Genomic DNA, 24,255 nt, shown 5'->3' with positions numbered 1-24,255 from the left:
TTTCGGGTATGGCGTTTTCGTGTGATGCGGGCACGCAAAGCCCATGCCAGACAGGCAGGGCGATGATTGGTGTCATTGAGGGCGCCTTCGCGAGCAAGCCCGCTCCCACATTGGGCCTGTGGTGTGCCCGCAATTTTTGGCACGCCGGAAATCTATGTGGGAGCGGGCTTGCTCGCGAAAGCGGTTCGAAGGGCGATACAGAACTACCTGCATCGCCCCCGGTTTTTAGAAGAAGCCCAACGGATTGATGTCGTAGCTCACCAGCAGGTTTTTGGTCTGCTGATAGTGGTCGAGCATCATTTTGTGGGTTTCACGACCGACGCCAGACTTTTTGTAGCCCCCGAACGCGGCATGAGCCGGGTACAGGTGGTAGCAGTTGGTCCACACGCGACCGGCCTTGATGGCGCGGCCCATGCGGTAGGCGCGGTTGATGTCGCGGGTCCAGAGGCCGGCACCGAGGCCGAACTCGGTGTCGTTGGCGATGGCCAGGGCTTCGGCTTCGTCCTTGAAGGTGGTGATGCTCACTACCGGGCCAAAGATTTCTTCCTGGAACACGCGCATTTTGTTGGTGCCCTTGAGCAGGGTCGGCTGGATGTAATAACCGGTCGCCAGGCTGCCCTCGAGTTTTTCCACCTTGCCACCGGTCAGCAGTTCGGCGCCTTCGCCCTTGGCGATGTCCAGGTACGAGAGGATTTTGTCGAATTGCTGCTCGGACGCCTGGGCGCCGACCATGGTGTCGGTGTCCAGCGGGTCGCCACGTTTGATTTGCAGGACTTTGTTCATGACCACTTTCATGAATTCGTCGTAGATCGACTCTTGCACCAGGGCGCGGGACGGGCAGGTGCAGACTTCGCCCTGGTTGAAGAATGCGAGCACCAGGCCTTCGGCGGCTTTTTCGATGAAGCTTGGCTCAGCTTTCATGATGTCTTCGAAGAAGATGTTCGGCGACTTGCCACCCAGTTCCACGGTGGACGGAATGATGTTTTCGGCGGCGCATTTCATGATGTGTGAGCCGACCGGGGTCGAACCAGTGAAAGCGATCTTGGCAATGCGCTTGCTGGTGGCCAGGGCTTCCCCGGCTTCTTTGCCGAAGCCTTGCACCACGTTGAGCACGCCGGGCGGCAGCAGGTCGCCGATCAGCTCCATCAGCACGGTAATGCCCAACGGGGTTTGCTCGGCAGGCTTGAGCACGATGCAGTTACCGGCTGCGAGGGCTGGGGCGAGTTTCCAGGCGGCCATCAGGATCGGGAAGTTCCACGGGATGATTTGCCCGACCACGCCCAGCGGTTCATGGATGTGATAGGCCACGGTGTTGCCGTCGATCTCGGCGGCGCTGCCTTCCTGGGCGCGGATGCAACCGGCGAAGTAGCGGAAGTGGTCGGCGGCCAGCGGGATGTCGGCATTGAGGGTTTCGCGCACGGCCTTGCCGTTGTCCCAGGATTCGGTGATCGCCAGCAGTTCCAGGTTCTGTTCGATGCGATCGGCGATTTTCAGCAGCACCAGCGAGCGAGCCTGGGCGGACGTGGCGCCCCAGGCATCGGCGGCGGCATGGGCAGCGTCCAGGGCCTTTTCGATGTCTTCGGCGCTGGAGCGTGGGAATTCGGCAATAGGTTGGCCGTTGACCGGCGACGTATTGGTGAAGTACTGACCTTTGACAGGCGCGACGAACTCGCCGCCGATGTAGTTACCGTATTTGCTCTTGAACGAAACGATAGCGCCTTCAGTACCGGGGTGAGCGTAACGCATGATGGGTTTCTCCTTGGCTTTTGTGCTTATAAGGGAGGACGCGCTAAAGCGCTGCATTAAGCGTAGAGCAAAGGTCGGGCCATTGCCTTGCGGGTCAGGTAAATCAAGGCCTTGCGTGATTTTTTTCGGGCGACCGGACGGCGTTTGTGACGCTTGTGATACAGCCCCCGTGACACTTTGTACCGCTTCTGGCGCAACGTGTGACGGGACGGGCTCGCCAGCATTGCAATACACGTCACGCTGGAGGATGCTCGGCACAACAGGGGGTGTAAACCGCTCGGGAGAATAATAAGAAATGCACGACAACCATTTGAGTCGCCATGCCCAGCAAGTGCTGACCGTGACCCAAGGCAAATCCCACCTGCACGGTCCCGGCAGCGATCCGTCCATTGCCCGTTCCTGGCTGCGTTGTCTTGAGGACTATCACCTCGACCCGGCCCTGACCATGGCGCCGACGGTGCTCGAACATGGCCGCGTGCTGGAAAGCCGCGAACGTTTGCAGCAAGTGCTGCAGATCGCCGGCAACGAAATGACCAGCCTCCACCAGCAACTTTCCGGTGCCGGTCATGCGGTGCTGCTGACCGATGCTCGCGGGGTGATCCTCAACTGTGTCACTGCGCCTACCGAACGGAAGATTTTCGAGCGCGCCGGCCTTTGGCTCGGCGCTGACTGGAGCGAAGCCTGCGAAGGCACCAACGGCATCGGCACCTGCCTGGTGGAGCGCCAATCCCTGACCATCCACCAGGACGAACATTTTCGTGGCCGACATACCGGCCTGACTTGCTCGGCGAGCCCGGTGTTCGATCCTCACGGCGAGCTGCTGGCGGTGCTCGACGTGTCTTCGGCGCGTCATGAGGTTTCGCGTCAGAGCCAGTTCCACACGATGGCCCTGGTCAATCTGTCGGCGAAGATGATCGAGAGCTGCTATTTCCTGCGTTACTTCGACAATCAATGGTTGCTGCGTTTTCACCTGCAGGCCGAATCTGTCGGGCTGTTCAGCGAAGGGTTGCTGGCGTTTGACGGGGAAGGGCGGATTTGTGCGGTGAACCAGAGTGCGCTGAATTTGCTGGGGCATATTCGTGGTGGGCTGTTGGGCAAACCGGTGGAGGCATTTTTCGACTGCTCGCTGGATGAATTGCTCGGCCGTGCGAGCGCCAATGCCAGCGCCAGTTGGCCATTGCGCACCCGTGACGGGCGGCGGTTGTTTGCCGTATTGCGCGGGCAGCCGCGCAGTATTCCGGTGCCGGTGGTGCAAAGCCCGATGGTTGCCGAGCGTCCGCGCTTGTCAGGCATTTGCCTGGGCGATGCCGCGTTGCAGGAGGATTTCCGCAAGGCCTTGCGCGTGTTTGAACGGGACGTGCCGTTGCTGATCAATGGCGAAACCGGCTCAGGCAAGGAGGCCTTCGCCAAAGCCGTGCATCAGGCCAGTCAACGGGCAGCAAAATCGTTCGTCGCCCTCAATTGCGCGGCGATCCCCGAAAGCCTGATCGAGAGCGAACTGTTCGGCTATCGCGGCGGCAGTTTCACCGGCGCTCGCAAGGAAGGCATGCGCGGCAAGTTGCAGCAGGCTGATGGCGGGACTTTGTTCCTCGATGAAATCGGTGACATGCCACTGAGCATGCAGACCCGTCTATTAAGGGTGCTGGAAGACCGTCAAGTGGTGCCGATTGGCGGTGAGCCGGAACCTGTCAATGTGCGGATCATCAGCGCCACCCACCGCAATCTGCTTGAACGGGTGCAGGACGGCAGTTTCCGCGAGGATTTGTATTACCGGCTCAATGGGCTGGAAGTCGCATTGCCGGCGTTGCGTGAGCGCGCTGACAAATCACAGTTGCTCGACTTTTTGCTGGCCGAAGAGGCGGGCGGAGAGACGGTGCTGATTGATGCCCCGGCGCGGCAGGCCTTGCTGGATTTTGCCTGGCCGGGGAACGTGCGGCAGTTACGCAATGTGCTGCGGACCCTGGCGGCATTGTGTGATGGTGGCCGGATCGGGTTGGAGGATTTGCCGGTGACGATTCGCCAGGCCCGGGCAGTAACGGTGTCGGTGGTTGAAGAACCGTCCGAGTATCCGCTGGACGATGCCGAGCGGTTGACGTTGCTGACGGTGCTGGAGCAGCAGCGCTGGCATATGACGCATACCGCTGAACAGCTAGGGGTCAGCCGCAATACCCTCTACAGAAAGCTGCGCAAACACGGTATCGCCAGATAAACCGCATCAAGGCCATTCGCGAGCAAGCCCGCTCCCACATTTGATCGAGGGTGTTCACCTGGTTTGTGTTCACAGAGAAGCCAGTGTGGGAGCGGGCTTGCTCGCGAAGGCGTCCTCAAGTCCGAAACACAAGGTGCGATTTTCCCCTCCCTACGCTAACCTGCGGCCATGTTTTACGAGGTCGACTATGCACATTCATATTCTTGGTATTTGCGGCACTTTCATGGGTTCGATGGCGGTACTGGCCAAAGAGCTGGGCCATCATGTGACGGGCTCCGATGCCAACGTCTATCCGCCAATGAGCACTCAGCTGCAAGCCCAGGGCATTGAGTTGACCCAAGGTTACGACCCGGCGCAGCTCGATCCGGCCCCGGACCTGGTGGTGATCGGCAATGCCATGTCCCGCGGCAACCCGGCCGTCGAATACGTGCTGAACAAAGGCCTGCCGTACGTCTCCGGCCCGCAATGGCTGGCCGATCACGTGTTGCAAGGCCGCTGGGTGCTGGCGGTTGCCGGCACTCACGGCAAAACCACCACCAGCAGCATGCTTGCCTGGGTCCTGGAGCACGCGGGCATGAGCCCGGGTTTCCTGATCGGCGGCGTGCCGCAGAATTTCTCGGTGTCGGCGCGTTTGGGCGGCACGCCGTTCTTCGTGATCGAAGCCGACGAATACGACAGTGCATTTTTCGACAAACGCTCGAAATTCGTTCATTACCGCCCGCGTACGGCGATCCTGAACAATCTTGAGTTCGATCACGCCGACATCTTCCCCGATCTGCCGGCCATCGAGCGGCAGTTCCACCATTTGGTGCGGACCATTCCAAGCGAAGGCCTGGTGATTCATCCGACCACCGAGCCGGCATTGCTGCGCGTCATCGAAATGGGCTGCTGGACCCCGGTGCAAACCACCGGTGCCGGTGGTCAGTGGCAAGTCAAACTGCTCAGTGAAGACGGCTCGAAATTCGAAGTGATGTTCGAAGGCGCCGTTCAAGGCGTGGTCGAGTGGGACATGACCGGTCAGCATAACGTCGCCAACGCCTTGGCCACCTTGGCCGCCGCACGTCATGTCGGCGTAGTTCCGTCGATGGGCATCGCTGCACTGAGCGCGTTCAAAAGCGTGAAGCGGCGGATGGAAAAGGTCGCGGAAGTCCGTGGCATCACCATTTACGACGACTTCGCTCACCACCCGACCGCCATCGCCACCACCCTCGACGGTCTGCGCAAACGCATTGGCGATGCGCCGTTGATCGCGATCATCGAGCCGCGCTCCAACTCCATGAAGCTTGGCGCGCACCGTGATGGCTTGCCGGAAAGTGTGGTCGATGCCGATCAGGTGATCTGGTATTCCCCGGCCAACCTCGGTTGGGATCTGGGCGCCACTGCGGCGTTGTGCACTGTGCCGTCGATCGTCAGCGATTCGCTGGAAGGCATCATCGAGCGCGTGAAGAGCCAGGCTCAGCCCGGCACTCATGTGGTGATCATGAGCAACGGCGGCTTCGGCGGCCTGCACGGCAAACTCGCCGAGGCGCTGCAATGAACAACGGCCCGGAACGCATCACGCTGGCGATGACCGGCGCTTCGGGCGCCCAGTACGGTTTGCGCCTGCTCGACTGCCTGGTGCGTGAAGACCGCGAGGTACACTTCCTGATTTCCAAGGCTGCGCAACTGGTGATGGCTACCGAGACCGATGTCTCGCTGCCGTCCAAACCACAGATGATGCAAGCCTTCCTCACGGAATACACCGGCGCCGCCGCGGGGCAGATTCGGGTGTACGGCAAGGAAGACTGGATGTCGCCGGTGGCTTCGGGCTCTGGCTCGCCAGCGGCGATGGTGGTGGTGCCGTGTTCCACCGGGACCTTGTCGGCTATCGCGACCGGAGCCTGCAACAACTTGATCGAGCGGGCTGCCGATGTGACGTTGAAGGAGCGCCGCCAGCTGATTCTGGTGCCCCGCGAGGCGCCGTATTCGAGCATTCATCTGGAGAACATGCTCAAGCTGTCGAACATGGGCGTGACGATTTTGCCGGCGTCGCCGGGCTTCTATCACCAGCCGCAGACCATTGATGACTTGATCGACTTCGTCGTGGCGCGAATTCTCAACTGTTTGAATATCCCGCAAGACATGCTGCCGCGTTGGGGCGAACACCATTTGAGCAGCGATGAATAAGCTGCTGATCATTCTGCTTGCTTTGCAATTGGCGGGCTGCGCCACCGCGCGCACCCTCGATGCCGCCAAGCCTGGAGCGCCGGTGGTGTATTCGGGGACGCGTCTGGATTGGTATGCGATGAACGGCGGTTGCTGCGCCATGGACCGATTTGGCGCCGAAGCGCCGAGCTATCCGGGAGTTGACTTGCCGGCCAGTGCATTGCTCGACACGTTGTTGTTGCCACTGTCGTTGTTGACGGTGATTGGCGTGAGTTTTCAAGCGACGGGTGGATTGTAGCGCTCGGCTTTGAATCGATGTTGCGCCCTTCGCGAGCAAGCCCGCTCCCACATTGGATTTGTGAACGACACAGATCAAATGTGGGAGCGGGCTTGCTCGCGAAGGCGTCCGTTTGGGCGCCGCTGAATTATTTGCCCAACTTACGCAACTCATCCGACTCGACAATCCGCACGCCATCCTGCTCTTCCAGCGCCAGACGCCACATGGCGCGGGCCAGTTGGCAGGCTTCGATGCCGTGGTATTTGCCCGGAATCAGCTTCGACAATGGGCCGGCAACCCGCTCGCCTAGTCGCGGCTCGACGCGATCGCCCAACAACAGCGAAGGCCGGCAAATGGTCAGCTGCGGCCAATTCTGCGCACGCAATGCGTGTTCCATTTCGCCTTTGACCCGGTTGTAGAAAATCGAGGATCTGCGATCGGCCCCCAAGGCGCTGATCACGATCAAGTGCCGAGCGCCCATTTCCCGCGCACGTTTGGCGAAGGCCACGACCATGTCCAGGTCCACCGCGCGAAACGCTTGCTCGGAGCCGGCCTGCTTGATCGTGGTGCCAAGGCAGCAGTAGGCAATGTCGACGCGACCGTTCAGTTGCGGCAAAAACACCGCCGGGTCGCCGACCGGGTTTTCCAGGTGAGGATGCTCGGCCAATGGCCGGCGTGAGGGGGCTAATACCCGTGTAATCGTTGGCTCGTTGAGTAGACGGTCAAGCAAATGTTCACCGGTTAACCCGGTAGCTCCGGCAAGCAATACATGCTGAGGCGTCAAGTACATAGTCATTCCCCCTTGATACTATTCAGCTTAGTTGCTCTTTTCATCCTTGCTGATAAAGACACTTTGCAGTGCCTTTCGTGCCTGTTGTTTGCGCAACAGCTGCCAGTGGCTGAGAACGGTTTTCGGCGCCCAGATCTGTGGCTCGGAAGCTTCGAAGCTGTCGGCCAGTTCACGCTCGGCCACGGTGGCGCTGGCCAGTTTGAAGGCTTGCTCCAGATCGTCGGTCTGGTTCAGCGCCTGGGCGAACAGCGCGTCGCCGAAATAAGTGAAGTTGGCTTCCTCCGAACACCCAAAGGACACTCGATCGGCGCGCGAGGCGGTCATGATCAGGGTGCGTTCGTCCTTGAGGGCGGGAATGAAGCCGCCGGAATAGCACGATGAAATCACGATAATTTTGTCGCGCTTTTTCAGGGGCGCGAGGACGGCGGCGAGTTCGTCGGCCGGCAGGTCGGCCAGTTCCATGCGGGGCTGGTCGAGCACCAGTTCGTGTTCACTGGAGCCATGGCTGGTCAGATAAATGAACAGCAAGTCTTCCGGGCCGCTGCGTTCGGCCAGGGTCTGGGCGGCGCGGCGCAGGTTTTCCCGGGTGGCCATCGGCCGGTCGCCGAGGTGATCGCGATGGTTGACCAGGCGGATCTGGCCGAAGGCGCCGAAGCGGCTGGCGAGCATGTTGGCGACGTAGTCGGACTCACGCAGGAACACGCTCTGCTTGCCATCGCCACCCAGGGTCAAGGTGTACAGTTCGACCGCCGGGGTCGAGGCGGGGACGTTGGCCAGCGCATCGTCGAGCAAGCGCCCCTGGGCCAACAAGCCGAGTTCGAGAGGGTCGGGCAGCAGCTTGCCGTCGGCGTCGCGCACGCGCTGACTATTGACCCAGGTGCCGCTCTGCACCGTGCCATCGGTCAGCACCAAAGTACCTTGGCCCTGATAGTTGTCGCTGTCGAACTGGCCGACATAGAAACTGCCATCGGCCAGGTTCAAGCGACCCTGACCGGTGAAACGCCAATCGCTGAAGTGGCCGATGTAGTGACTGCCATCGGCGCCGATCAACTCGCCCTTGCCGCTGAGCACGCCTTCCTTGAACTGACCGAGCCAGACATCGCCATCGGCGTTCTCGTAGCGGCCCTTGCCGTGCAGTTGATTGTTCTTGAAACCGCCGACATAGATATCGCCATCGGCGCTGTTGAAGGTGCCATTGCCTTCCAGCTGACCGTCGGCGAAATGCCCGGTGAACTGATTGCCGCTGGCATCGCTGCGCTGGCCTTCGCCGTTGGGTTTGCCGTGGGCGAATTGACCCTGGTACTGGCTGCCGTCTGCTAGTTCCAGACGACCGAGCCCTGAATATTGATCGGCCTTGAATTCGCCGCGGTAGGTCATGGCGTTTTCTTTGAGGGTGCCTTCACCGTCGCGTCGACCCGCCTTGAAACCGCCGGTGTAGCTGCTGCCAGTGGTGGTCAGCGAGCCTTGGCCGTCGAATAGCCCTTGCTGGAATTGCCCGCGATAGACCTCGCCGTTGCTGCCATGCCATTCGCCCTGGCCATGCCATTGGCCTTTGTCGAACTGGCCGGCGTACCAGCTGCCGTTCGGGTAATCGATGCGGCCTTCACCTTGCAGCAAACCATTGACCAGATCACCGCGATAGCGTCCGCCGTCCGGCAGGCGGGCATCAGGGGGCAACAGCGATTCGCCATCGCCGCAAGCGGTGAGCAACAGAGTCAAAGCAAGGAGTGCAAGTGAGCGCATAGCGGGATCCGGGCAATTAGGCGACCGAGTATGCCGCAGCTATGTGTCGCATTTATAGAGACACGGCACAGACACGGCGCGAAACAGCGTGAGCTGCTTCGCATCCGGGATGCTTTACACGAAGCAGAGGGACAGTGGCTCGGCGATATATGCCGGTTTGTCCGACCCTTCAATTTCAAGCGTGGCGGTTGCCTTGAGCAACCATTGGCCGGGTTTCTTCTCGATGACGTCGTTCATGTCAACCTTGAGTCGAACCCTGGAATTGACCTTCACAGGCTGGATGAAACGCACGCTGTCCAGACCATAGTTGACTACCATCTTTGCGCCTTCGGGCAGGATGAGGATGTCTTCCATCAGTTTGGGGATCAGCGACAACGACAGGAAACCATGGGCGATGGTGCTGCCAAAAGGTGTTTGCGCGGCTTTGACCGGGTCGACATGGATGAACTGAAAATCACCTGTGGCTTCTGCGAACAGGTTGATGCGTTCCTGGTCGATGGTGAGCCATTCGGAACGTCCGAGTTCCTTGCCGACATAATCTTTGAGCTCTGCAACTGGAACATAGGGCATTGAGACTCTCCTTGGGTCATCGGTTTTATAGTTTTCGAGTGGGGGGATTTGACCTCCCTGCGAACCACTTTAGATCAACATGGCAAATTGCTCCGGTCAACTATTCATGCTTTTGGCGAATGCCGATTCATAGCGTTGGCGTGCTTATAATGCCGGGCCCCTTCTTTGTGGGGAGCACGCGTGGGAGAGAATGGATGTTGTTACGTGGCCTGACCTGGCTGGTGCTTTTTCAATTGCTCGGCACCGCCCTCAACCATTTGTTTTTGCCGGTACTGCCGGGGCCGATCATTGGCCTGCTGTTGCTGCTGGGGTATCTGATTATTCGCGGTCAAGTCGGCGAGCCGCTGAACCTCGCGGCCAGCAGCCTGCTGCGTTATCTGCCGTTGCTGCTGGTGCCGCCAGCGGTGGGCGTGATGGTTTACGCCGCCGATATCGCCGCGGATTTCTGGGCGATCACCGGTGCGCTGGTGTTGTCGCTGCTGCTATCGATGGCCTTCGCCGGCGTATTGATGCAGCGCCTGGTCAAGCGTCACGCTCATCGCGAGGATGACCAATGATTTTCGATTGGCAGGGCGCCTGGGCGTCGGTGATTCATCATCCATTGTTCGGTATCGGCATTACGTTGGGCGCGTATCAATTGGTGCTGGCGGCCTACGAGAAAACCCGCTGGATTTTTCTGCAACCGGTTCTGGTCTCCATGTTGCTGGTCATCGTTGTCCTGGTGGGTTGCGGCCTGAGCTACGCCGAATATCGCAAGAGCACCGAGATCCTCAGCATCTTGCTCGGGCCGGCCACTGTTGCGCTGGCGGTGCCGCTGTACCTCAACCTGCGGCGGATCAGGCAGTTGTTCTGGCCGATATTTACTACGCTGGTGATAGGCGGCGTGGTCGCCACGGGCATGGGGGTGTTGCTGGGTTGGGGATTCGGCGCCGAACACATGATCCTGATGACCATGGCACCCAAATCGGTCACCTCGCCGATTGCCATGCTGGTGGCAGAGCAGATTGGTGGCGTCGCGGCGCTGGCGGCGGTGTTCGTGTTGATTACCGGGGTAATCGGGGCGATCTTCGGGCCGGGTCTTTTGACCCGTCTCGGAGTCCACAGCCCAGAGGCTCGAGGCATGGCCCTGGGCATGACCGCTCATGCGGTCGGCACCTCGGTGGCCTTGCAGGAGAGTGAAGAATGCGGTGCCTTTGCGGCGCTGGCGATGAGTCTGATGGGCGTAGCCACGGCGGTATTCCTGCCGTTGGCGGTGTCGATGGTGGTGTAAGGAAATGTCTATGAGTCTGCCGCTTTTTCCGCTGAACACGGTGTTGTTTCCGGACTGCATCCTCGACTTGCAGATCTTCGAGGCGCGCTACCTGGACATGATCGGTCGCTGCATGAAACAGGGCGGCGGCTTCGGGGTGGTGTGCATCCTCGACGGTGAAGAAGTCGGCATCGCCCCCGAAGGCTACGCACGGGTCGGGTGCGAGGCGCTGATCACCGATTTCCATCAGCAGGACAATGGCCTGCTGGGCATTCGGGTGAAAGGCGGGCGACGCTTTCATGTGGTGCGCACCGAGGTGCAGCGCGACCAGTTGATCGTCGCCGAAGTCGAATGGCTCAAAGATGAACCCGAACAACCGCTACAGGAAGAAGACGCCGACCTGGTCGCGCTGCTCAAGGCCTTGGCGGAACATCCAATGGTCGAAGCGCTGAACATGGGCACCGAAGCGACGGGGCAACAGTCGCTGGCCAATCAGTTGGCGTATCTGCTGCCGTTTGCCGAAACGGACAAAATTGACCTGCTGCAACTCGATGATCCGCAGCAACGTCTGGATGCGATTCAGGCGTTGCTGGATAAGTTGCAGGGTGACTTGTTTGCCTGACGTGCGCTAAAAAGATCGCAGCCTTCGGCCGCTCCTACATTAAATTGGCGTACACCCTGTAGGAGCTGCCGAAGGCTGCGATCTTTTGATCTTTTCAGTACGCGTATCTCAACATCGCATGCGGCATATGCCTCAACACAAAGAAACCGAACAACGCCACCAATGAAGGCAACACCAGCCACCAGATTTTCGGCGGCATGGCGGTGAGCGAAGTCTGGCGTTGAGTCAGCCAAAGGCTGGCCGCGCACACGCACGCCGCCAGCATCGCCCCGGCCAGCACATCGGTCGGCCAGTGCGCGCCCAGGTACACCCGTGACAAGGAAATCGTCAGCGCTGGCAAGCAGCCCACCAACAACCAGGTCAGGCGCATGCGCGGCGGTTGTCCGCGACCGGCCAGCACCGCGAGCGTCAAGAACAATGCGAAAGAGCCCGAGGCATGGCCGCTGGGCATGCTGTAGCTGGTCAGTGGGTCGCTCAGCACTTCCGGGCGCACGCGGGCGAAAAAGTGCTTGGTCGCGGTATTGCCCAGTGCGGTGAAAAGCAAAGTGGCGCCTGCGAAAAGCGCGTGCCGCCATTGTCGTGTCAGCAACAGCAAAACTGTCAGCAGCGCGCTGAACATGAACATGTTGCGGAATTCGCCGATCAGCGTGAACACCACGGCCACTTCATCGAGCGCCGGGCTGCGGTGTTCCTGTATCAGGGTCATCAATCCTTGGTCGAGGGCGGTCAGGTGCGGATAGCCAATGAACAGGCCGATCAGGATCGACAGGCTCATGCTGCTGATCCAGATGGTTGCCTGGCGATGGCGGCGCAGGCTGCTGTTTGCGCTCAGACCTACCATCACCGCAATGCTGCCGGCGACAATCCCGGCTTCAAGCCAGAAACCTTCCGGCAGTGGCAGGCGGATCGCCGCCCCGGTGGCCCAGCCCGGCAGGAGATAGGCGAGGCTCCAGCCTGCGGCAGCCAACAGGCTGACGACGGCGAAGCGCGGGAAGGGCATGTCGCACATCCCGGCAACCATCGGTAGCATCGGCCGCAAGGGGCCGATAAAGCGGCCGACCAACAGGCTGGCGATGCCATAACGCTGGAAATACGCCTCGGCCCCGGCCATCCATTCCGGATGATGGCGCAACCCTGGCAGGCGACGGATGTTCTGGTGGAAATGTCGCCCTAAAAAGTACGAAACGATGTCACCCAGCACACCGCCGAGGAAACCCAGTAGCAGCGTTTCACCCAATGACAACGCGCCACTGCCGGCCAGCACTGCCACGGCAAACAGCAATACTGTGCCGGGCACGATCAGCCCGGCAATCGCCAGGCATTCAATGCAAGCCACAATGAACACTGCCGCGGCCAACCACTGCGGATTGATCGTCAGCCAACCGGTCACGCTATCGAGCCATGGGCCCATAAAAACAACTCCATCAAATAATCAATTGGCCTCAAGGGACAAACGCAATCTTCACAACACCACAGATTTCATGTGGGAGCGGGCTTGCTCGCGAAGGCGGAGTGTCAGGCGGCACTAATATCGACTGAAAGGGCCCCTTCGCGAGCAAGCCCGCTCCCACACTGGATTTTCATCGTTCACGTCAGCAAAAAATAATCGCGCCCTTCGACTTGCCCCCGGCGCAGCGGGTTGCGCGTGCAATAAAGTGCGTAAGCCGCATCAACAAAACGGTACATCAAGTGTTCGTCACGCCCGTGGGGAATGCCCAGGCGTGTGGTCTGGATAATGTGGCCGGGCGCCGGCCCGACATCTTCCACCAGCAGTACTTCATGGTCGAAGCGCTTGGCGTCCCAGACCGGCACCTTCAGCCCCAGCGCCTTGCAAAGCAGCGTCTGCCCGGCACACAGCTTTTGCGAGGGGCGAGGGCGGCCCTGAGCATCGGGATTGTTCAATAGCATTTGCGCCAGGCTCGCCGGCCCGCTCAGTTCGTCGACCCATGGATAGGCGGATTTGATCAATACCGCATTACCCGGACCCTGAGCGCTGAAGTTCAACGAATCGCCACCGCGGGCGTAATACATATAGATGTGGCCGCCATCCAGAAACAAAGCTTTACGCTTTTCTGTGTAGCCAAGGGAGGCGTGGCTGCCTTTTTCTTCGAAGTAATAGGCTTCGGTCTCGATGATCCGGGCGCTGAGCCACAGGTCACCGACCTTATGGCGGATGATTTTGCCCAGTAAATCCCGGGCCAGCGTTTGGGCGTCGCGGTCGAAAAATGCATCCGGCAGCCCCGTGGGCTGGCGCGTAGTGGATGCAGAAACAGGCAGATTGGTCATGATGAACAGCGTTTATCAGGGCTGATTGAGTCGTGATGATAACAATATGCAACTTAATCACGGCTGAACGTCGGCAAATTGCCCTCCATTTCGACCATCCGCCTGTCACCGCTGTTAGTCCCGGGACGCGACAGCTATAATCTGCCGCTTTACTCTTTACCAAGACCTTAGCAAAGACCATTGCAGACCATGACTGAGTCCGTTCTTGACTACATGACCCGTTTGGGTCGCGCCGCCCGCGAAGCTTCCCGCGTGATCGGCCGTGCCAGCACCGCGCAGAAAAACCGCGCCTTGCAGGCGGCTGCCAATGCGCTGGACGCTGCACGCGCCGAGCTGACCGCGGCCAATGAACTGGATTTGGCCGCCGGCCGCGCCAATGGTCTGGAACCTGCTTTGCTGGAACGTCTGGCACTGACCCCGGAGCGCATCGACGGCATGATCGTCGGTTTGCGTCAGGTCGCGGCACTGCCGGACCCAGTGGGGGCGATCCGCGACATGAGTTATCGCCCGTCTGGCATCCAGGTCGGCAAGATGCGCGTGCCATTGGGCGTGATCGGGATCATCTACGAATCACGGCCGAACGTGACCATCGATGCCGCCAGCCTGTGCCTGAAGTCCGGCAACGCGACCATCCTGCGTGGCGGCTCCGAGGCGATTCATTCCAATCGTGCCATTGCCGCCTGCATCCAGCGCGGCCTGGCCGAGGCCGGTCTGCCGGCCGCCGTAGTGCAAGTGGTCGAAACCACCGACCGTGCTGCCGTCGGCGCATTGATCACCATGCCGGAATACGTCGACGTTATCGTGCCCCGCGGTGGCCGTGGCCTCATCGAACGGGTCAGTCGCGATGCCCGCGTGCCCGTGATCAAGCACCTGGACGGCATTTGTCACGTCTACGTCAGCGCCCACGCCGATCTGCCGAAAGCCCAGCGCATCGCGTTCAACGCCAAGACTTACCGTTATGGCATCTGTGGCGCCATGGAAACCCTGCTGGTGGATCAAGCGGTCGCCAAGGATTTCCTGCCGTCGATGGCGGCACAGTTGCGCGAAAAAGGCGTCGAGCTGCGCGGTTGCGAGCGTACACGGGCGATCATCGAGGCCGTTGCGGCCACTGAAGAAGACTGGCACACCGAATACCTGGCGCCGATCCTCTCGATCCGCGTGGTCGACGGTCTGGATCAGGCCATCGAGCACATTAACAAGTACGGCTCCCATCACACCGATTCGATCGTCAGCGAAAACCTGGCCGACACCCGGCGTTTCGTGGCTGAAGTCGATTCGTCTTCGGTAATGATCAATACGCCGACGTGCTTTGCCGATGGCTTCGAATACGGATTGGGTGCCGAGATTGGCATTTCTACTGATAAGCTGCACGCCCGCGGCCCGGTGGGCCTCGAAGGGCTGACCTGCGAGAAGTACATCGTGGTCGGTGACGGTCAGTTGCGCGGCCAGGAGTCGCTCTGACTTGGGCGACTTCGACCCGTCAGCCCAGGTGACCGCCAGCGAGCCCCAGCCTCGACGCATTGGCGTGTTGGGCGGGACCTTCGACCCGGTGCACATCGGCCATTTGCGCGGTGCGCTGGAAGTCGCCGAATCGCTGGCGCTCGATGAGTTGCGTCTGACACCCAGTGCCAGGCCGCCTCATCGCGGTACGCCGCAGGTGTCGGCGAAGGACCGTCTGGCGATGGTCAAGTGCGCGGTGGCCGGTGTGGCACCGTTGGTAGTGGACGCCCGCGAATTGCAGCGGGACAAACCGTCCTACACCATCGACACCCTGGAACTGATGCGCGCCGAACTTGCCGCACAAGATCAGGTTTTTCTACTTTTGGGCTGGGACGCATTTTGCGGCCTGCCCACTTGGCACCGCTGGGAAGAGTTGCTCCAGCATTGCCACATCCTGGTGCTGCAACGCCCGGATGCCGACAGCGAACCGCCGGATGCCTTGCGCAATCTGTTGGCGGCACGCTCGGTGAGCGACCCGCTGGCCCTCAAAGGGCCGAGCGGACAGATTGCATTCGTCTGGCAGACGCCGCTCGCGGTATCCGCCACCCAGATCCGTCAACTGCTGGCCAGCGGTAAGTCGGTACGTTTCCTGGTGCCCGACGCGGTCCTGGCCTACATCGATGCGCACGGGCTTTACCGTGCGTCGAACTGAAAAAGGGCGCGCTTCAAGGCACGTGAATGCGTGTATCGAAGCGCCCGAACACATGAGCAAAACGAGTTTTATATGACTGACAAAGACGTAAACAAAGTAAAGCGCAAGGGCACGTTCAAGAGCGCTCCGCTGCCAGTAGTGGCCAATACCGGCCCGGAACTGCGCGGCGAAGAGCTGGTCAAGGTTGCCGTAGCGGCCCTGGAAGACGTCAAGGCCCAGGATGTTCTGGTGATCGACGTTCGTGAAAAGCAGAGCATCACTGATTTCATGATCATCGCTACCGGTACTTCCAACCGCCAGATCGGCGCGATGCTGGATAAGGTCCGCGAGTCGGTCAAGGCTCAGGGCGTCAAGCCGTTGGGTGAAGAAGGCAAGGGCGACAGCGACTGGGTGCTGCTGGATATGGACGACGTCATCGTGCACATGATGACTGCCAGCGCTCGCCAGTTCTATGACCTGGAGCGTTTGTGGCAGGGTGCCGAGCAGAGCCGTGCCGGCAGCGCCGCGCACCACAGCCCGGAAAACACCCATGAGCATTTCATCAAGCTCAACAAAGACCAGCAATAAGGGAACGCTGTGCGACTGCGACTGATCGCCGTCGGTTCACGCATGCCCAAATGGGTGGAAGAAGGCTGGCATGAATATGCCAAGCGTCTTCCGTCCGAGCTGGCGCTGGAACTGGTGGAAATTCCGCTCAACACCCGCGGCAAGAACGCCGACGTGGCGCGCTTTATCCGTCAGGAAGGCGAAGCCATGCTGGCCAAGGTCGGGCCGAACGAGCGCATTGTCACCCTCGAAGTCCACGGCAAGCCCTGGAGCACCGAGCAACTGGCGGTTGAGCTCGATCGCTGGCGGCTGGACTCGCGCACGGTGAATTTCATGGTCGGCGGCCCCGAAGGGCTGGCGCCGGAAGTCTGTGCCCGGGCGGATCAACGCTGGTCGTTGTCACCGTTGACGTTGCCGCACCCATTGGTGCGGATTCTGATCGGCGAACAGCTGTATCGTGCCTGGACAGTCCTGTCCGGCCACCCTTACCACAAGTAGTTCTGCCCTCATGCCCCAGCCGATCCGCATCAAGGACCACGAAAAAGACGCCCGTCTGGTGCGTGGCCGCGTCGTGTTCGGGGCCATTGCAGTGGTGGCGCTGATTGGCGTGCTGATCGCGCGGCTGTATTTCCTTCAGGTGATCCAGTACGAGTACCACTCGACACTGTCGGAAAACAACCGCGTCCATGTGCAGCCGATTCCGCCGACTCGCGGATTGATCTTCGACCGCAATGGCGTGGTGGTGGCCGATAACCGGCCCAGCTTCAGCCTGAGCATGACCCGCGAACGCTCCGGTGACTGGCAGCAAGTGCTCGACGTGATCGTTGAAGTGCTGGAGCTGACGCCCGAGGACCGGGTGATTTTCGAGAAGCGCATGCGTCAGGGGCGCCGACCGTTTGAGCCGGTGCCAATCCTGTTCGAACTGAGCGAAGAGCAGATCGCCCGCATCGCGGTGAACCAGTTCCGCCTGCCTGGTGTGGAAGTGGTCGCGCAGCTGGTGCGGCATTACCCGCAGGGCGCGCACTTTGCGCACTCGGTGGGTTACATGGGGCGGATCAACGAGAAAGAGCTCAAGACGCTCGATCCGGTGAGTTACAGCGGCACCCATCAAATTGGTAAAACCGGCATCGAGCGGTTTTACGAGCCCGAGCTGCACGGTCAGGTCGGTTACGAAGAAGTCGAGACCAACGCCCGTGGCCGCGTGTTGCGGGTGCTCAAACGTACCGAGCCGATTTCCGGCAAGGACATCGTCCTGAGCCTGGACATCAAATTGCAGGAAGCCGCCGAAGCCGCGCTCGGCGGTCGTCGTGGCGCGGTAGTGGCGCTGGACCCGAAAACCGGCGAAGTCCTGGCGATGGTCAGTCAGCCGAGTTTTGACCCGAACCTGTTCGTCACCGGCATCAGTTTCAAAGCCTATTCCGAGTTGCGCGATTCCATCGACCGGCCATTGTTCAACCGCGTGTTGCGCGGTCTGTACCCGCCGGGCTCGACAATTAAACCGGCGGTGGCGATTGCCGGCCTGGATGCGGGCGTGGTCACTGCATCGACCCGGGTCTACGACCCCGGTTACTACCAACTGCCCAATTACGATCACAAATACCGTAACTGGAACCGTACCGGCGACGGTTACGTGGATCTGGACACGGCGATCATGCGGTCCAACGACACCTACTTCTATGACCTGGCGCACAAGCTGGGGATTGATCGGTTGTCGGCCTACATGAGCAAATTTGGCATTGGTCAGAAGGTCTCCCTCGACATGTTCGAAGAGTCGCCGGGGTTGATGCCGACCCGGGAATGGAAGCGCGCGACCCGTCGTCAGGCCTGGTACCCGGGCGAAACGCTGATTCTCGGGATCGGTCAGGGCTACATGCAGTCCACTCCGTTGCAGTTGGCGCAGGCCACGGCGCTGGTGGCCAACAAGGGTGTGTGGAATCGTCCGCATTTGGCCAAGACCCTCGAAGGTGCGAAGCCGGTGGACGAAAATCCGATGCCGGACATCATTCTGCGCGACCCGTCGGACTGGACCAAGGTCAACCACGGCATGCAGCAGGTGATGCACGGTGCCCGCGGTACGGCGCGCAAGGCATCCATCGGTGCTCAATACCGGATTGCCGGCAAAAGTGGTACGGCCCAGGTGGTCGCGATCAAGCAGGGCGAAAAGTACGATCGCTCCAAGGTTCAGGAGCGTCACCGCGACCACGCCTTGTTCGTCGGCTTCGCGCCGGCCGACAACCCGCAAATCGTGGTGTCGGTGATGGTCGAGAACGGCGAGTCCGGTTCCGGCGTCGCCGCGCCAGTGGTGCGTCAAGTCATGGACGCCTGGCTCCTGGACCAGGACGGCCGACTGAAAGCCGAATACGCCAGCCCTATCAGTGCGGAGGCTACGGCCCGTGAAGAGTAATTTCGATCGCATTCTCTCCAGCGAGGATGTGATGCGTCGCCGTGCGACGCTGTTGCAACGCATGCACATCGACGGCCCATTGCTGATCCTGCTTCTGACCCTCGCGGCCGGCAGCCTGTTCGTGCTGTATTCGGCCAGCGGCAAAAGCTGGGATCTGCTGGCCAAGCAAGCCACCTCCTTCGGCATCGGCCTGGTGTCGATGATCGTCATCGCCCAGTTCGAGCCGCGCTTCATGGCCCGTTGGGTGCCGGTCGGTTATGTGATCGGCGTGCTGTTGCTGGTGGTGGTGGATGTCATGGGCCACAACGCCATGGGTGCCACACGCTGGATCAACATTCCCGGGGTGATCCGCTTCCAGCCCTCGGAATTCATGAAGATCCTGATGCCGGCAACCATCGCCTGGTACCTGGCCAAGCGCTCCTTGCCGCCACAACTCAAGCATGTGGGCGTCAGTCTGTTTCTGATCGGGTTGCCGTTCATTCTGATCGTGCGTCAACCCGACCTCGGCACTTCGCTGCTTATTCTCGCCGGTGGCGCGTTCGTTCTGTTCATGGGCGGCCTGCGCTGGCGCTGGATTCTCAGCGTGATTGCCGCGGCTGTGCCGGTGGCGGTCGGCATGTGGTACTTCATCATGCACGACTACCAGAAGCAGCGAATCCTGACCTTCCTCGACCCCGAGAGCGATCCGCTGGGCACGGGCTGGAACATCATTCAGTCGAAAGCAGCCATCGGTTCCGGTGGCGTGTTCGGCAAAGGCTGGTTGCTTGGCACCCAGTCGCACCTGGACTTCCTGCCGGAAAGCCACACCGACTTCATTATTGCGGTGCTGGGCGAAGAATTCGGCCTGGTGGGCATCTGCGCATTGTTGCTGATTTACCTGTTGTTGATCGGTCGCGGGCTGGTGATTACCGCCCAGGCGCAGACATTGTTCGGCAAATTGCTCGCGGGCAGCCTGACCATGACGTTTTTTGTTTACGTTTTCGTCAACATCGGTATGGTCAGTGGCCTGTTGCCGGTAGTGGGGGTGCCGTTGCCGTTCATTAGCTACGGAGGAACTTCGCTGGTGACGCTACTGTCAGCGTTTGGGGTTTTGATGTCGATCCATACCCATCGCAAGTGGATCGCACAGGTTTGAATAAGGTGAAGATTTCAATGCAAGTAATGCGTGGCTGGGCGACTCGATACGCACCGTGGGTCGGCCTGGTAAGCATCCTTGGTACCACGCAGCAAGCGTGGGGCGGCGATTACGAAGGCTCACCCCAGGTGGCCGAGTTCGTCGGTGAAATGACCCGCGACTATGGCTTTGCCGGTGAACAGCTGATGGGCGTGTTCCGCGAAGCCGAGCGCAAACAGTCGATTCTGGACGCGATCTCCAAGCCCGCCGAACGGGTTAAGCAGTGGAAAGAATATCGCCCGATGTTCATCACCGAGGCGCGCATCGCCCGTGGTGTGGACTTCTGGCGTCAGCACGAAGCGGTCCTGGCTCGTGCCGAGCAGGAATACGGTGTGCCGGCGCAGGTCATCGTCTCGATCATCGGCGTGGAGACCTTCTTTGGTCGAAATACCGGCAATTTCCGGGTGATCGATGCCTTGTCGACCCTGGGTTTCGACTATCCTCCCCGTGCCGAATTCTTCCGCAAGGAATTGCGTGAATTCCTGCTGCTGGCCCGTGAAGAGCAGGTCGATCCGTTGACCCTCAAAGGCTCCTATGCCGGGGCCATGGGCTTGCCGCAATTCATGCCGAGCAGTTTTCGCGCCTATGCGGTGGATTTTGACGGTGACGGCCACATTAATATCTGGACCAACCCGGATGATGCCATCGGCAGCGTCGCCAGTTATTTCAAGCGTCACGGCTGGGTCGCCGGCGAACCTGTGGTCAGCCGCGCCGATGTGCGTGGCGATCAGGTAGATGAAGGTTTGACCGCAGGCATCGAACCGACGAAAACTGTCGGGGAGTTGCGGGCGCTGGGCTGGTCGAGTCATGATGCGCTGCGCGATGATATGCCGGTCACAGCTTTTCGCCTGGAAGGTGACAATGGCCCTGAATACTGGATGGGCCTGACGAATTTTTACGCAATCACGCGTTATAACCGCAGCGTGATGTACGCCATGGCCGTACATCAACTGTCTGAACAGCTGGTCCAAGCACGGGGCGTCAAGTAATGCGGGCATTGCCTATGAATAAACCCCTGAAGCTCATGGCATTCGCCGCGTTGACGGTTCTGGTCGCCAGTTGTTCGACCAGTCGCGCGCCGGCTCAGAAGTCCCCGACCGCCGTTCGTTCGGCACCTGGCCTGGATATCAACCGGGCTCACAAGGATGGCGCACCCTGGTGGGACGTCGACGTAACGCGCATTCCAGATGCCACGCCGACCCTGCACAGCGGTCCTTATAAAGCCAACCCGTACACGGTGCTGGGCAAGACTTACTTCCCGATGCAAGAATCCAGGACCTACGTGGCCTCGGGCACTGCGTCCTGGTACGGCACCAAATTCCATGGCCAGAACACCGCCAACGGCGAAGTGTATGACCTGTACGGCATGAGCGCAGCGCATAAGACCCTGCCACTGCCCAGTTACGTTCGGGTGACTAACCTGGACAACAACAAGACGGTCATCCTGCGGGTCAACGACCGCGGGCCGTTCTACTCGGACCGGATCATCGACTTGTCCTACGCGGCCGCCAAGAAACTCGGCTATGCCGAAACCGGTACGGCGCGGGTCAAGGTCGAAGGCATCGACCCGCAGCAATGGTGGGCAGCCAAAGGCCGCCCGGCGCCTTTAATGCTTAACGAGCCGAAAGTCGCACAAAATAGCGCCCCGGTGATTACGGCATCGGCCGGCACCGTCGAGCAATGGACCCCACCGCCGCAGCAACACGCCGCGGCCGTAGTGCCCGTGCAGATCGATGCAAAAAAAAACGCTTCTGTACCAGCCTCTGGCCAGTATCTGCAGGTGGGCGCGTTCGCCAACCCGGACGCTGCAGAGCTCCTGAGATCGAAGCTCAGCGGGATGGTGAGCGCTCCGGTGTTCATCAGCTCGATCGTGCGTAACCAACAGACACTGCATCGGGTGCGCCTGGGGCCGATCGGCTCGCCGGGTGAAATCCAGCAAGTGCAAAACAGCGTGCGGCTGGCCAATCTCGGTTCGCCGAGTCTGGTCAGCGCCGAGTAACACGTAGTACTTGATTGACGGTTCGCTTGCGGTTTGGGGGGCGAACCGGGTTGTTGGCTCGTTGAAGAACAAAAGCCCGGCAAGGGTTGCAGAGTGAGCAACTGAACACGCGACAACTTTTTAGAGAGTTGTCTGATTAGTTTTGCCCTAGGGCAGTTTCCATTAGCGATTTCGAGAGACGGATGAACATCACCACCTTTGCCAAACGCCTGTGCCTGCTAGTCCCGCTGCTTCTCTCACCCGCGGCTTTCGCGGCCGAGATAATGCCGTCGCCACCGCAACTGGCCGCCAAAGCCTATGTACTCATGGACGCCAGCAGCGGCAACGTGCTGGTAGAGAACAATGGTGACCAGCGTCTGCCACCGGCCAGCCTGACCAAGCTGATGACCGCTTACATCGCGACCCTGGAAATCCGTCGCGGCCAGATCGGCGAAAACGATCCGGTGACCGTCAGCGAGAACGCCTGGCGTACCGGCGGTTCGCGGATGTTCATCAAGGTGGGTTCGCAAGTCACCGTCAGCGACCTGCTGCACGGCATCATCATTCAGTCGGGTAACGACGCCAGTGTTGCGCTCGCCGAGCACATCGCCGGCAGCGAAGACGCGTTCGCCGACATGATGAACAAAACCGTGGCCGACCTGGGCATGACCAACAGCCACTTCATGAACCCGACCGGTCTGCCAAACCCTGAGCACTACTCGTCGGCTCACGACATGGCCGTGCTGGCTCGCGCGATCATCCACGAAGACCCGGCTCACTACGCGATCTACTCGCAGAAAGAGTTCTTCTGGAACGGCATCAAGCAGCCTAACCGCAACCTGCTGCTGTGGCGCGACAAGACCGTCGACGGTCTGAAAACCGGTCACACCGACGAAGCCGGCTACTGCATGGTGTCTTCGGCTGTACGTGATGGCATGCGCCTGATCGCCGTGGTGTTCGGCACCAACAGCGAAGTGGCCCGTGCTGCTGAAACCCAGAAGCTGCTGACTTACGGTTTCCGCTTCTTCGAAACCCAGACCTTCTATCAGAAAGGCGCCGAGCTGGCTCAGGCACCTGTCTGGAAAGGCACCACCAATCAAGTCAAGGCCGGCCTGGCTCAAGACCTGACCATGACCCTGCCAAAAGGCCAGCTGAAAAAGCTCGCCGCCAGCATGACCATGACCCCGCAACTGGTCGCGCCAATCGCCAAGGGCGATGTGATCGGTAAAGTCGAAGTGAAACTGGACGACAAAGTGGTGCACAGCGCCGACCTGATCGCTCTGGACGCGGTTGACGAGGGTGGTATCTTCCGCCGCATGTGGGATAGCATCCGTCTATTCTTCTACGGCTTGTTCAACTGAATTAGTGTGGACCTGCATGGCCCCGTTCCAATCCGGAGCGGGGCCATGTCCGTTGCCACGGCTTACGAGGCCGTTACGCCATGACAGAAACTGAAGTAAAGGCGCCAAAAATCGAATTCCCCTGCGCGGATTACCCGATCAAGGTAATCGGCGACACCGGCGTGGGTTTCAAGGACAAGATCATTGCGATCCTTGAGAAACACGCGACCGTTGACCACAACACCTTTGCCGAACGGCAGAGTACCAACGGCAAGTACACGACCATCCAGTTGCACATCATCGCCACCGGCCAGGAACAGCTGTACGACATCAACAGCGAGTTGCGGGCTACCGGTTTCGTGCACATGGTGCTGTGATGTCTGGCACGCTGGGCTTTCGCGAGCTCGGCCAGATGGCTTACGAGCCGGTCTGGCATGCCATGCAGCGCTTCACCAACGAACGCGGCAGTGATGCCGCCGACGAAGTCTGGCTGGTCGAGCACCCGCCGGTGTTCACTCAGGGTCAGGCAGGCAAGGCCGAGCATCTGCTGCTGCCGGGGGATATTCCGGTGGTGAAGGTCGACCGCGGTGGTCAGGTGACTTATCACGGTCCCGGCCAACTGGTGGCCTACCTGTTACTGGACGTTCGCAAGCTGGGGTTCGGCGTGCGTGATCTGGTCAGCCGCATGGAGCAATGCCTGATTGAGCTGCTGGCCAGCTACGGCGTGACCGCGGTGGCCAAGCCGGATGCGCCGGGTGTCTATGTCGATGGCGCGAAAATCGCTTCTCTGGGTCTGCGGATCCGCCACGGTTGCTCCTTTCATGGCCTGGCCTTGAACGTGGATATGAACCTGGAACCGTTTCGACGGATTAATCCCTGCGGCTACGCCGGGCTGGCAATGACCCAGCTGTGCGATCACGCAGGATCGATTGAATTTGCCGAGGTAAGTGCCCGGCTGCGCGCGCAGCTCGTCAAACACCTCGACTATGCTGAGCAGACGACCCTAACGGGCGGAATCGACTGA

Annotated in this window: 24 protein-coding genes; 18 read left to right on the top strand and 6 right to left on the bottom strand. The window is 60.2% G+C overall.

The window, feature by feature from the left end; translation table 11 throughout:
• Positions 1 to 225: 225 nt before the first annotated feature.
• Positions 226 to 1,746: an acetaldehyde dehydrogenase ExaC gene (exaC, locus tag PMI36_RS20045; RefSeq protein WP_008070173.1), complete on the bottom strand. Its 1,521-nt coding sequence runs from the start codon at positions 1,744 to 1,746 to the stop codon at positions 226 to 228.
• A 295-nt stretch (positions 1,747 to 2,041) separates the two neighbouring features.
• Here exaC and PMI36_RS20050 point away from each other — a divergent pair, with 295 nt between their 5' ends.
• The 4 genes from PMI36_RS20050 (at position 2,042) to PMI36_RS20065 (ending at position 6,398) form a co-directional block, all read left to right on the top strand.
• Complete coding sequence (locus tag PMI36_RS20050) at positions 2,042 to 3,955, top strand: sigma-54-dependent Fis family transcriptional regulator (RefSeq protein ID WP_008070171.1); 1,914 nt, start codon at positions 2,042 to 2,044, stop codon at positions 3,953 to 3,955.
• Positions 3,956 to 4,142: 187 nt separating this feature from the next.
• Positions 4,143 to 5,492, top strand: coding sequence for a UDP-N-acetylmuramate:L-alanyl-gamma-D-glutamyl-meso-diaminopimelate ligase (gene mpl, locus PMI36_RS20055; protein ID WP_007894342.1), 1,350 nt, complete (start codon positions 4,143 to 4,145; stop codon positions 5,490 to 5,492).
• Positions 5,489 to 6,121: a flavin prenyltransferase UbiX gene (gene ubiX / locus PMI36_RS20060; RefSeq protein ID WP_007894343.1), complete on the top strand. Its 633-nt coding sequence runs from the start codon at positions 5,489 to 5,491 to the stop codon at positions 6,119 to 6,121. Before mpl ends, ubiX begins: the two co-directional genes overlap by 4 nt.
• The gene (locus PMI36_RS20065) at positions 6,114 to 6,398 is read left to right on the top strand and encodes a YceK/YidQ family lipoprotein (RefSeq protein ID WP_008070158.1); all 285 of its coding nucleotides are present in this window, start codon (positions 6,114 to 6,116) and stop codon (positions 6,396 to 6,398) included. The genes ubiX and PMI36_RS20065 overlap by 8 nt, the downstream gene beginning before the upstream one ends.
• A 127-nt stretch (positions 6,399 to 6,525) precedes the next feature.
• Here PMI36_RS20065 and PMI36_RS20070 read toward each other — a convergent pair whose 3' ends face one another.
• The 3 genes from PMI36_RS20070 to PMI36_RS20080 form a co-directional block, all read right to left on the bottom strand.
• Positions 6,526 to 7,167, bottom strand: coding sequence for an oxidoreductase (locus tag PMI36_RS20070; RefSeq protein WP_007894345.1), 642 nt, complete (start codon positions 7,165 to 7,167; stop codon positions 6,526 to 6,528).
• Positions 7,168 to 7,194: 27 nt separating this feature from the next.
• A complete protein-coding gene (locus tag PMI36_RS20075) occupies positions 7,195 to 8,910 on the bottom strand; it encodes a C13 family peptidase (protein WP_008070145.1) in 1,716 nt (571 codons plus the stop codon).
• Between the two features lie 114 nt (positions 8,911 to 9,024).
• Positions 9,025 to 9,480 (bottom strand): MaoC family dehydratase, encoded by a 456-nt coding sequence (locus tag PMI36_RS20080; RefSeq protein WP_008070143.1) that lies wholly within the window; start codon positions 9,478 to 9,480, stop codon positions 9,025 to 9,027.
• 194 nt (positions 9,481 to 9,674) lie between these two features.
• Here PMI36_RS20080 and PMI36_RS20085 point away from each other — a divergent pair, with 194 nt between their 5' ends.
• The 3 genes from PMI36_RS20085 to PMI36_RS20095 are packed head-to-tail and all read left to right on the top strand — an operon-like array spanning position 9,675 to position 11,351.
• Entirely contained in the window at positions 9,675 to 10,037 is a 363-nt protein-coding gene (locus PMI36_RS20085; RefSeq protein WP_008070142.1) for a CidA/LrgA family protein, read from the top strand.
• On the top strand, positions 10,034 to 10,750 hold the full coding sequence (locus tag PMI36_RS20090; protein ID WP_008070140.1) for an LrgB family protein: 717 nt from the start codon (positions 10,034 to 10,036) through the stop codon (positions 10,748 to 10,750). The genes PMI36_RS20085 and PMI36_RS20090 overlap by 4 nt, the downstream gene beginning before the upstream one ends.
• A 10-nt stretch (positions 10,751 to 10,760) precedes the next feature.
• A complete protein-coding gene (locus tag PMI36_RS20095; protein WP_008070137.1) occupies positions 10,761 to 11,351 on the top strand; it encodes an LON peptidase substrate-binding domain-containing protein in 591 nt (196 codons plus the stop codon).
• Between the two features lie 94 nt (positions 11,352 to 11,445).
• Here the strand turns inward: PMI36_RS20095 and PMI36_RS20100 are convergent, their stop codons facing one another.
• Both PMI36_RS20100 and PMI36_RS20105 read right to left on the bottom strand, forming a co-directional pair.
• Positions 11,446 to 12,762 (bottom strand): bifunctional DedA family/phosphatase PAP2 family protein, encoded by a 1,317-nt coding sequence (locus PMI36_RS20100; protein ID WP_008070135.1) that lies wholly within the window; start codon positions 12,760 to 12,762, stop codon positions 11,446 to 11,448.
• 176 nt (positions 12,763 to 12,938) lie between these two features.
• A complete protein-coding gene (locus PMI36_RS20105; RefSeq protein WP_008070133.1) occupies positions 12,939 to 13,637 on the bottom strand; it encodes a DNA-3-methyladenine glycosylase in 699 nt (232 codons plus the stop codon).
• 189 nt (positions 13,638 to 13,826) lie between these two features.
• Between PMI36_RS20105 and PMI36_RS20110 the strand changes: the two genes are divergently transcribed.
• From PMI36_RS20110 to lipB, 11 genes are all read left to right on the top strand, one after another.
• Positions 13,827 to 15,098: a glutamate-5-semialdehyde dehydrogenase gene (locus tag PMI36_RS20110; protein ID WP_008070131.1), complete on the top strand. Its 1,272-nt coding sequence runs from the start codon at positions 13,827 to 13,829 to the stop codon at positions 15,096 to 15,098.
• A gap of 1 nt (position 15,099) precedes the next feature.
• Entirely contained in the window at positions 15,100 to 15,789 is a 690-nt protein-coding gene (nadD, locus tag PMI36_RS20115; RefSeq protein WP_008070128.1) for a nicotinate-nucleotide adenylyltransferase, read from the top strand.
• 72 nt (positions 15,790 to 15,861) lie between these two features.
• On the top strand, positions 15,862 to 16,356 hold the full coding sequence (gene rsfS / locus PMI36_RS20120) for a ribosome silencing factor (RefSeq protein WP_008070116.1): 495 nt from the start codon (positions 15,862 to 15,864) through the stop codon (positions 16,354 to 16,356).
• A gap of 9 nt (positions 16,357 to 16,365) precedes the next feature.
• A complete protein-coding gene (gene rlmH / locus PMI36_RS20125) occupies positions 16,366 to 16,833 on the top strand; it encodes a 23S rRNA (pseudouridine(1915)-N(3))-methyltransferase RlmH (RefSeq protein WP_003185785.1) in 468 nt (155 codons plus the stop codon).
• Positions 16,834 to 16,843: 10 nt separating this feature from the next.
• Complete coding sequence (gene mrdA, locus PMI36_RS20130) at positions 16,844 to 18,739, top strand: penicillin-binding protein 2 (protein ID WP_008070114.1); 1,896 nt, start codon at positions 16,844 to 16,846, stop codon at positions 18,737 to 18,739.
• 31 nt (positions 18,740 to 18,770) lie between these two features.
• A complete protein-coding gene (gene rodA / locus PMI36_RS20135; RefSeq protein WP_050549258.1) occupies positions 18,771 to 19,874 on the top strand; it encodes a rod shape-determining protein RodA in 1,104 nt (367 codons plus the stop codon).
• Between the two features lie 17 nt (positions 19,875 to 19,891).
• Positions 19,892 to 20,902 carry a lytic murein transglycosylase B gene (gene mltB, locus PMI36_RS20140; RefSeq protein WP_008070110.1) on the top strand — a complete coding sequence of 337 codons (1,011 nt, stop codon included), beginning with the start codon at positions 19,892 to 19,894 and terminating at the stop codon, positions 20,900 to 20,902.
• Complete coding sequence (locus PMI36_RS20145) at positions 20,902 to 21,912, top strand: septal ring lytic transglycosylase RlpA family protein (RefSeq protein ID WP_008070108.1); 1,011 nt, start codon at positions 20,902 to 20,904, stop codon at positions 21,910 to 21,912. Before mltB ends, PMI36_RS20145 begins: the two co-directional genes overlap by 1 nt.
• Positions 21,913 to 22,094: 182 nt before the next feature.
• Positions 22,095 to 23,252: a D-alanyl-D-alanine carboxypeptidase family protein gene (locus tag PMI36_RS20150; RefSeq protein ID WP_008070106.1), complete on the top strand. Its 1,158-nt coding sequence runs from the start codon at positions 22,095 to 22,097 to the stop codon at positions 23,250 to 23,252.
• 80 nt (positions 23,253 to 23,332) lie between these two features.
• Positions 23,333 to 23,608: a DUF493 domain-containing protein gene (locus PMI36_RS20155; RefSeq protein ID WP_007894389.1), complete on the top strand. Its 276-nt coding sequence runs from the start codon at positions 23,333 to 23,335 to the stop codon at positions 23,606 to 23,608.
• Positions 23,608 to 24,255 (top strand): lipoyl(octanoyl) transferase LipB, encoded by a 648-nt coding sequence (lipB, locus tag PMI36_RS20160; RefSeq protein WP_008070104.1) that lies wholly within the window; start codon positions 23,608 to 23,610, stop codon positions 24,253 to 24,255. Before PMI36_RS20155 ends, lipB begins: the two co-directional genes overlap by 1 nt.

The sequence above is a fragment of the Pseudomonas sp. GM79 genome, from assembly GCF_000282495.1.
Lineage (GTDB): Bacteria > Pseudomonadota > Gammaproteobacteria > Pseudomonadales > Pseudomonadaceae > Aquipseudomonas.
This window is presented reverse-complemented; position numbering and strand designations above follow the sequence as displayed.

What these genes read in the sequence shown, in the direction of transcription:
- exaC (WP_008070173.1), bottom strand. Translation starts at nt 1,746, where the DNA reads ATGCGTTACGCTCACCCCGGTACTGAAGGCGCTATCGTTTCGTTCAAG.
- PMI36_RS20050 (WP_008070171.1), top strand. Translation starts at nt 2,042, where the DNA reads ATGCACGACAACCATTTGAGTCGCCATGCCCAGCAAGTGCTGACCGTG.
- mpl (WP_007894342.1), top strand. Translation starts at nt 4,143, where the DNA reads ATGCACATTCATATTCTTGGTATTTGCGGCACTTTCATGGGTTCGATG.
- ubiX (WP_007894343.1), top strand. Translation starts at nt 5,489, where the DNA reads ATGAACAACGGCCCGGAACGCATCACGCTGGCGATGACCGGCGCTTCG.
- PMI36_RS20065 (WP_008070158.1), top strand. Translation starts at nt 6,114, where the DNA reads ATGAATAAGCTGCTGATCATTCTGCTTGCTTTGCAATTGGCGGGCTGC.
- PMI36_RS20070 (WP_007894345.1), bottom strand. Translation starts at nt 7,167, where the DNA reads ATGTACTTGACGCCTCAGCATGTATTGCTTGCCGGAGCTACCGGGTTA.
- PMI36_RS20075 (WP_008070145.1), bottom strand. Translation starts at nt 8,910, where the DNA reads ATGCGCTCACTTGCACTCCTTGCTTTGACTCTGTTGCTCACCGCTTGC.
- PMI36_RS20080 (WP_008070143.1), bottom strand. Translation starts at nt 9,480, where the DNA reads ATGCCCTATGTTCCAGTTGCAGAGCTCAAAGATTATGTCGGCAAGGAA.
- PMI36_RS20085 (WP_008070142.1), top strand. Translation starts at nt 9,675, where the DNA reads ATGTTGTTACGTGGCCTGACCTGGCTGGTGCTTTTTCAATTGCTCGGC.
- PMI36_RS20090 (WP_008070140.1), top strand. Translation starts at nt 10,034, where the DNA reads ATGATTTTCGATTGGCAGGGCGCCTGGGCGTCGGTGATTCATCATCCA.
- PMI36_RS20095 (WP_008070137.1), top strand. Translation starts at nt 10,761, where the DNA reads ATGAGTCTGCCGCTTTTTCCGCTGAACACGGTGTTGTTTCCGGACTGC.
- PMI36_RS20100 (WP_008070135.1), bottom strand. Translation starts at nt 12,762, where the DNA reads ATGGGCCCATGGCTCGATAGCGTGACCGGTTGGCTGACGATCAATCCG.
- PMI36_RS20105 (WP_008070133.1), bottom strand. Translation starts at nt 13,637, where the DNA reads ATGACCAATCTGCCTGTTTCTGCATCCACTACGCGCCAGCCCACGGGG.
- PMI36_RS20110 (WP_008070131.1), top strand. Translation starts at nt 13,827, where the DNA reads ATGACTGAGTCCGTTCTTGACTACATGACCCGTTTGGGTCGCGCCGCC.
- rsfS (WP_008070116.1), top strand. Translation starts at nt 15,862, where the DNA reads ATGACTGACAAAGACGTAAACAAAGTAAAGCGCAAGGGCACGTTCAAG.
- mrdA (WP_008070114.1), top strand. Translation starts at nt 16,844, where the DNA reads ATGCCCCAGCCGATCCGCATCAAGGACCACGAAAAAGACGCCCGTCTG.
- rodA (WP_050549258.1), top strand. Translation starts at nt 18,771, where the DNA reads ATGCGTCGCCGTGCGACGCTGTTGCAACGCATGCACATCGACGGCCCA.
- mltB (WP_008070110.1), top strand. Translation starts at nt 19,892, where the DNA reads ATGCAAGTAATGCGTGGCTGGGCGACTCGATACGCACCGTGGGTCGGC.
- PMI36_RS20145 (WP_008070108.1), top strand. Translation starts at nt 20,902, where the DNA reads ATGCGGGCATTGCCTATGAATAAACCCCTGAAGCTCATGGCATTCGCC.
- PMI36_RS20150 (WP_008070106.1), top strand. Translation starts at nt 22,095, where the DNA reads ATGAACATCACCACCTTTGCCAAACGCCTGTGCCTGCTAGTCCCGCTG.
- PMI36_RS20155 (WP_007894389.1), top strand. Translation starts at nt 23,333, where the DNA reads ATGACAGAAACTGAAGTAAAGGCGCCAAAAATCGAATTCCCCTGCGCG.
- lipB (WP_008070104.1), top strand. Translation starts at nt 23,608, where the DNA reads ATGTCTGGCACGCTGGGCTTTCGCGAGCTCGGCCAGATGGCTTACGAG.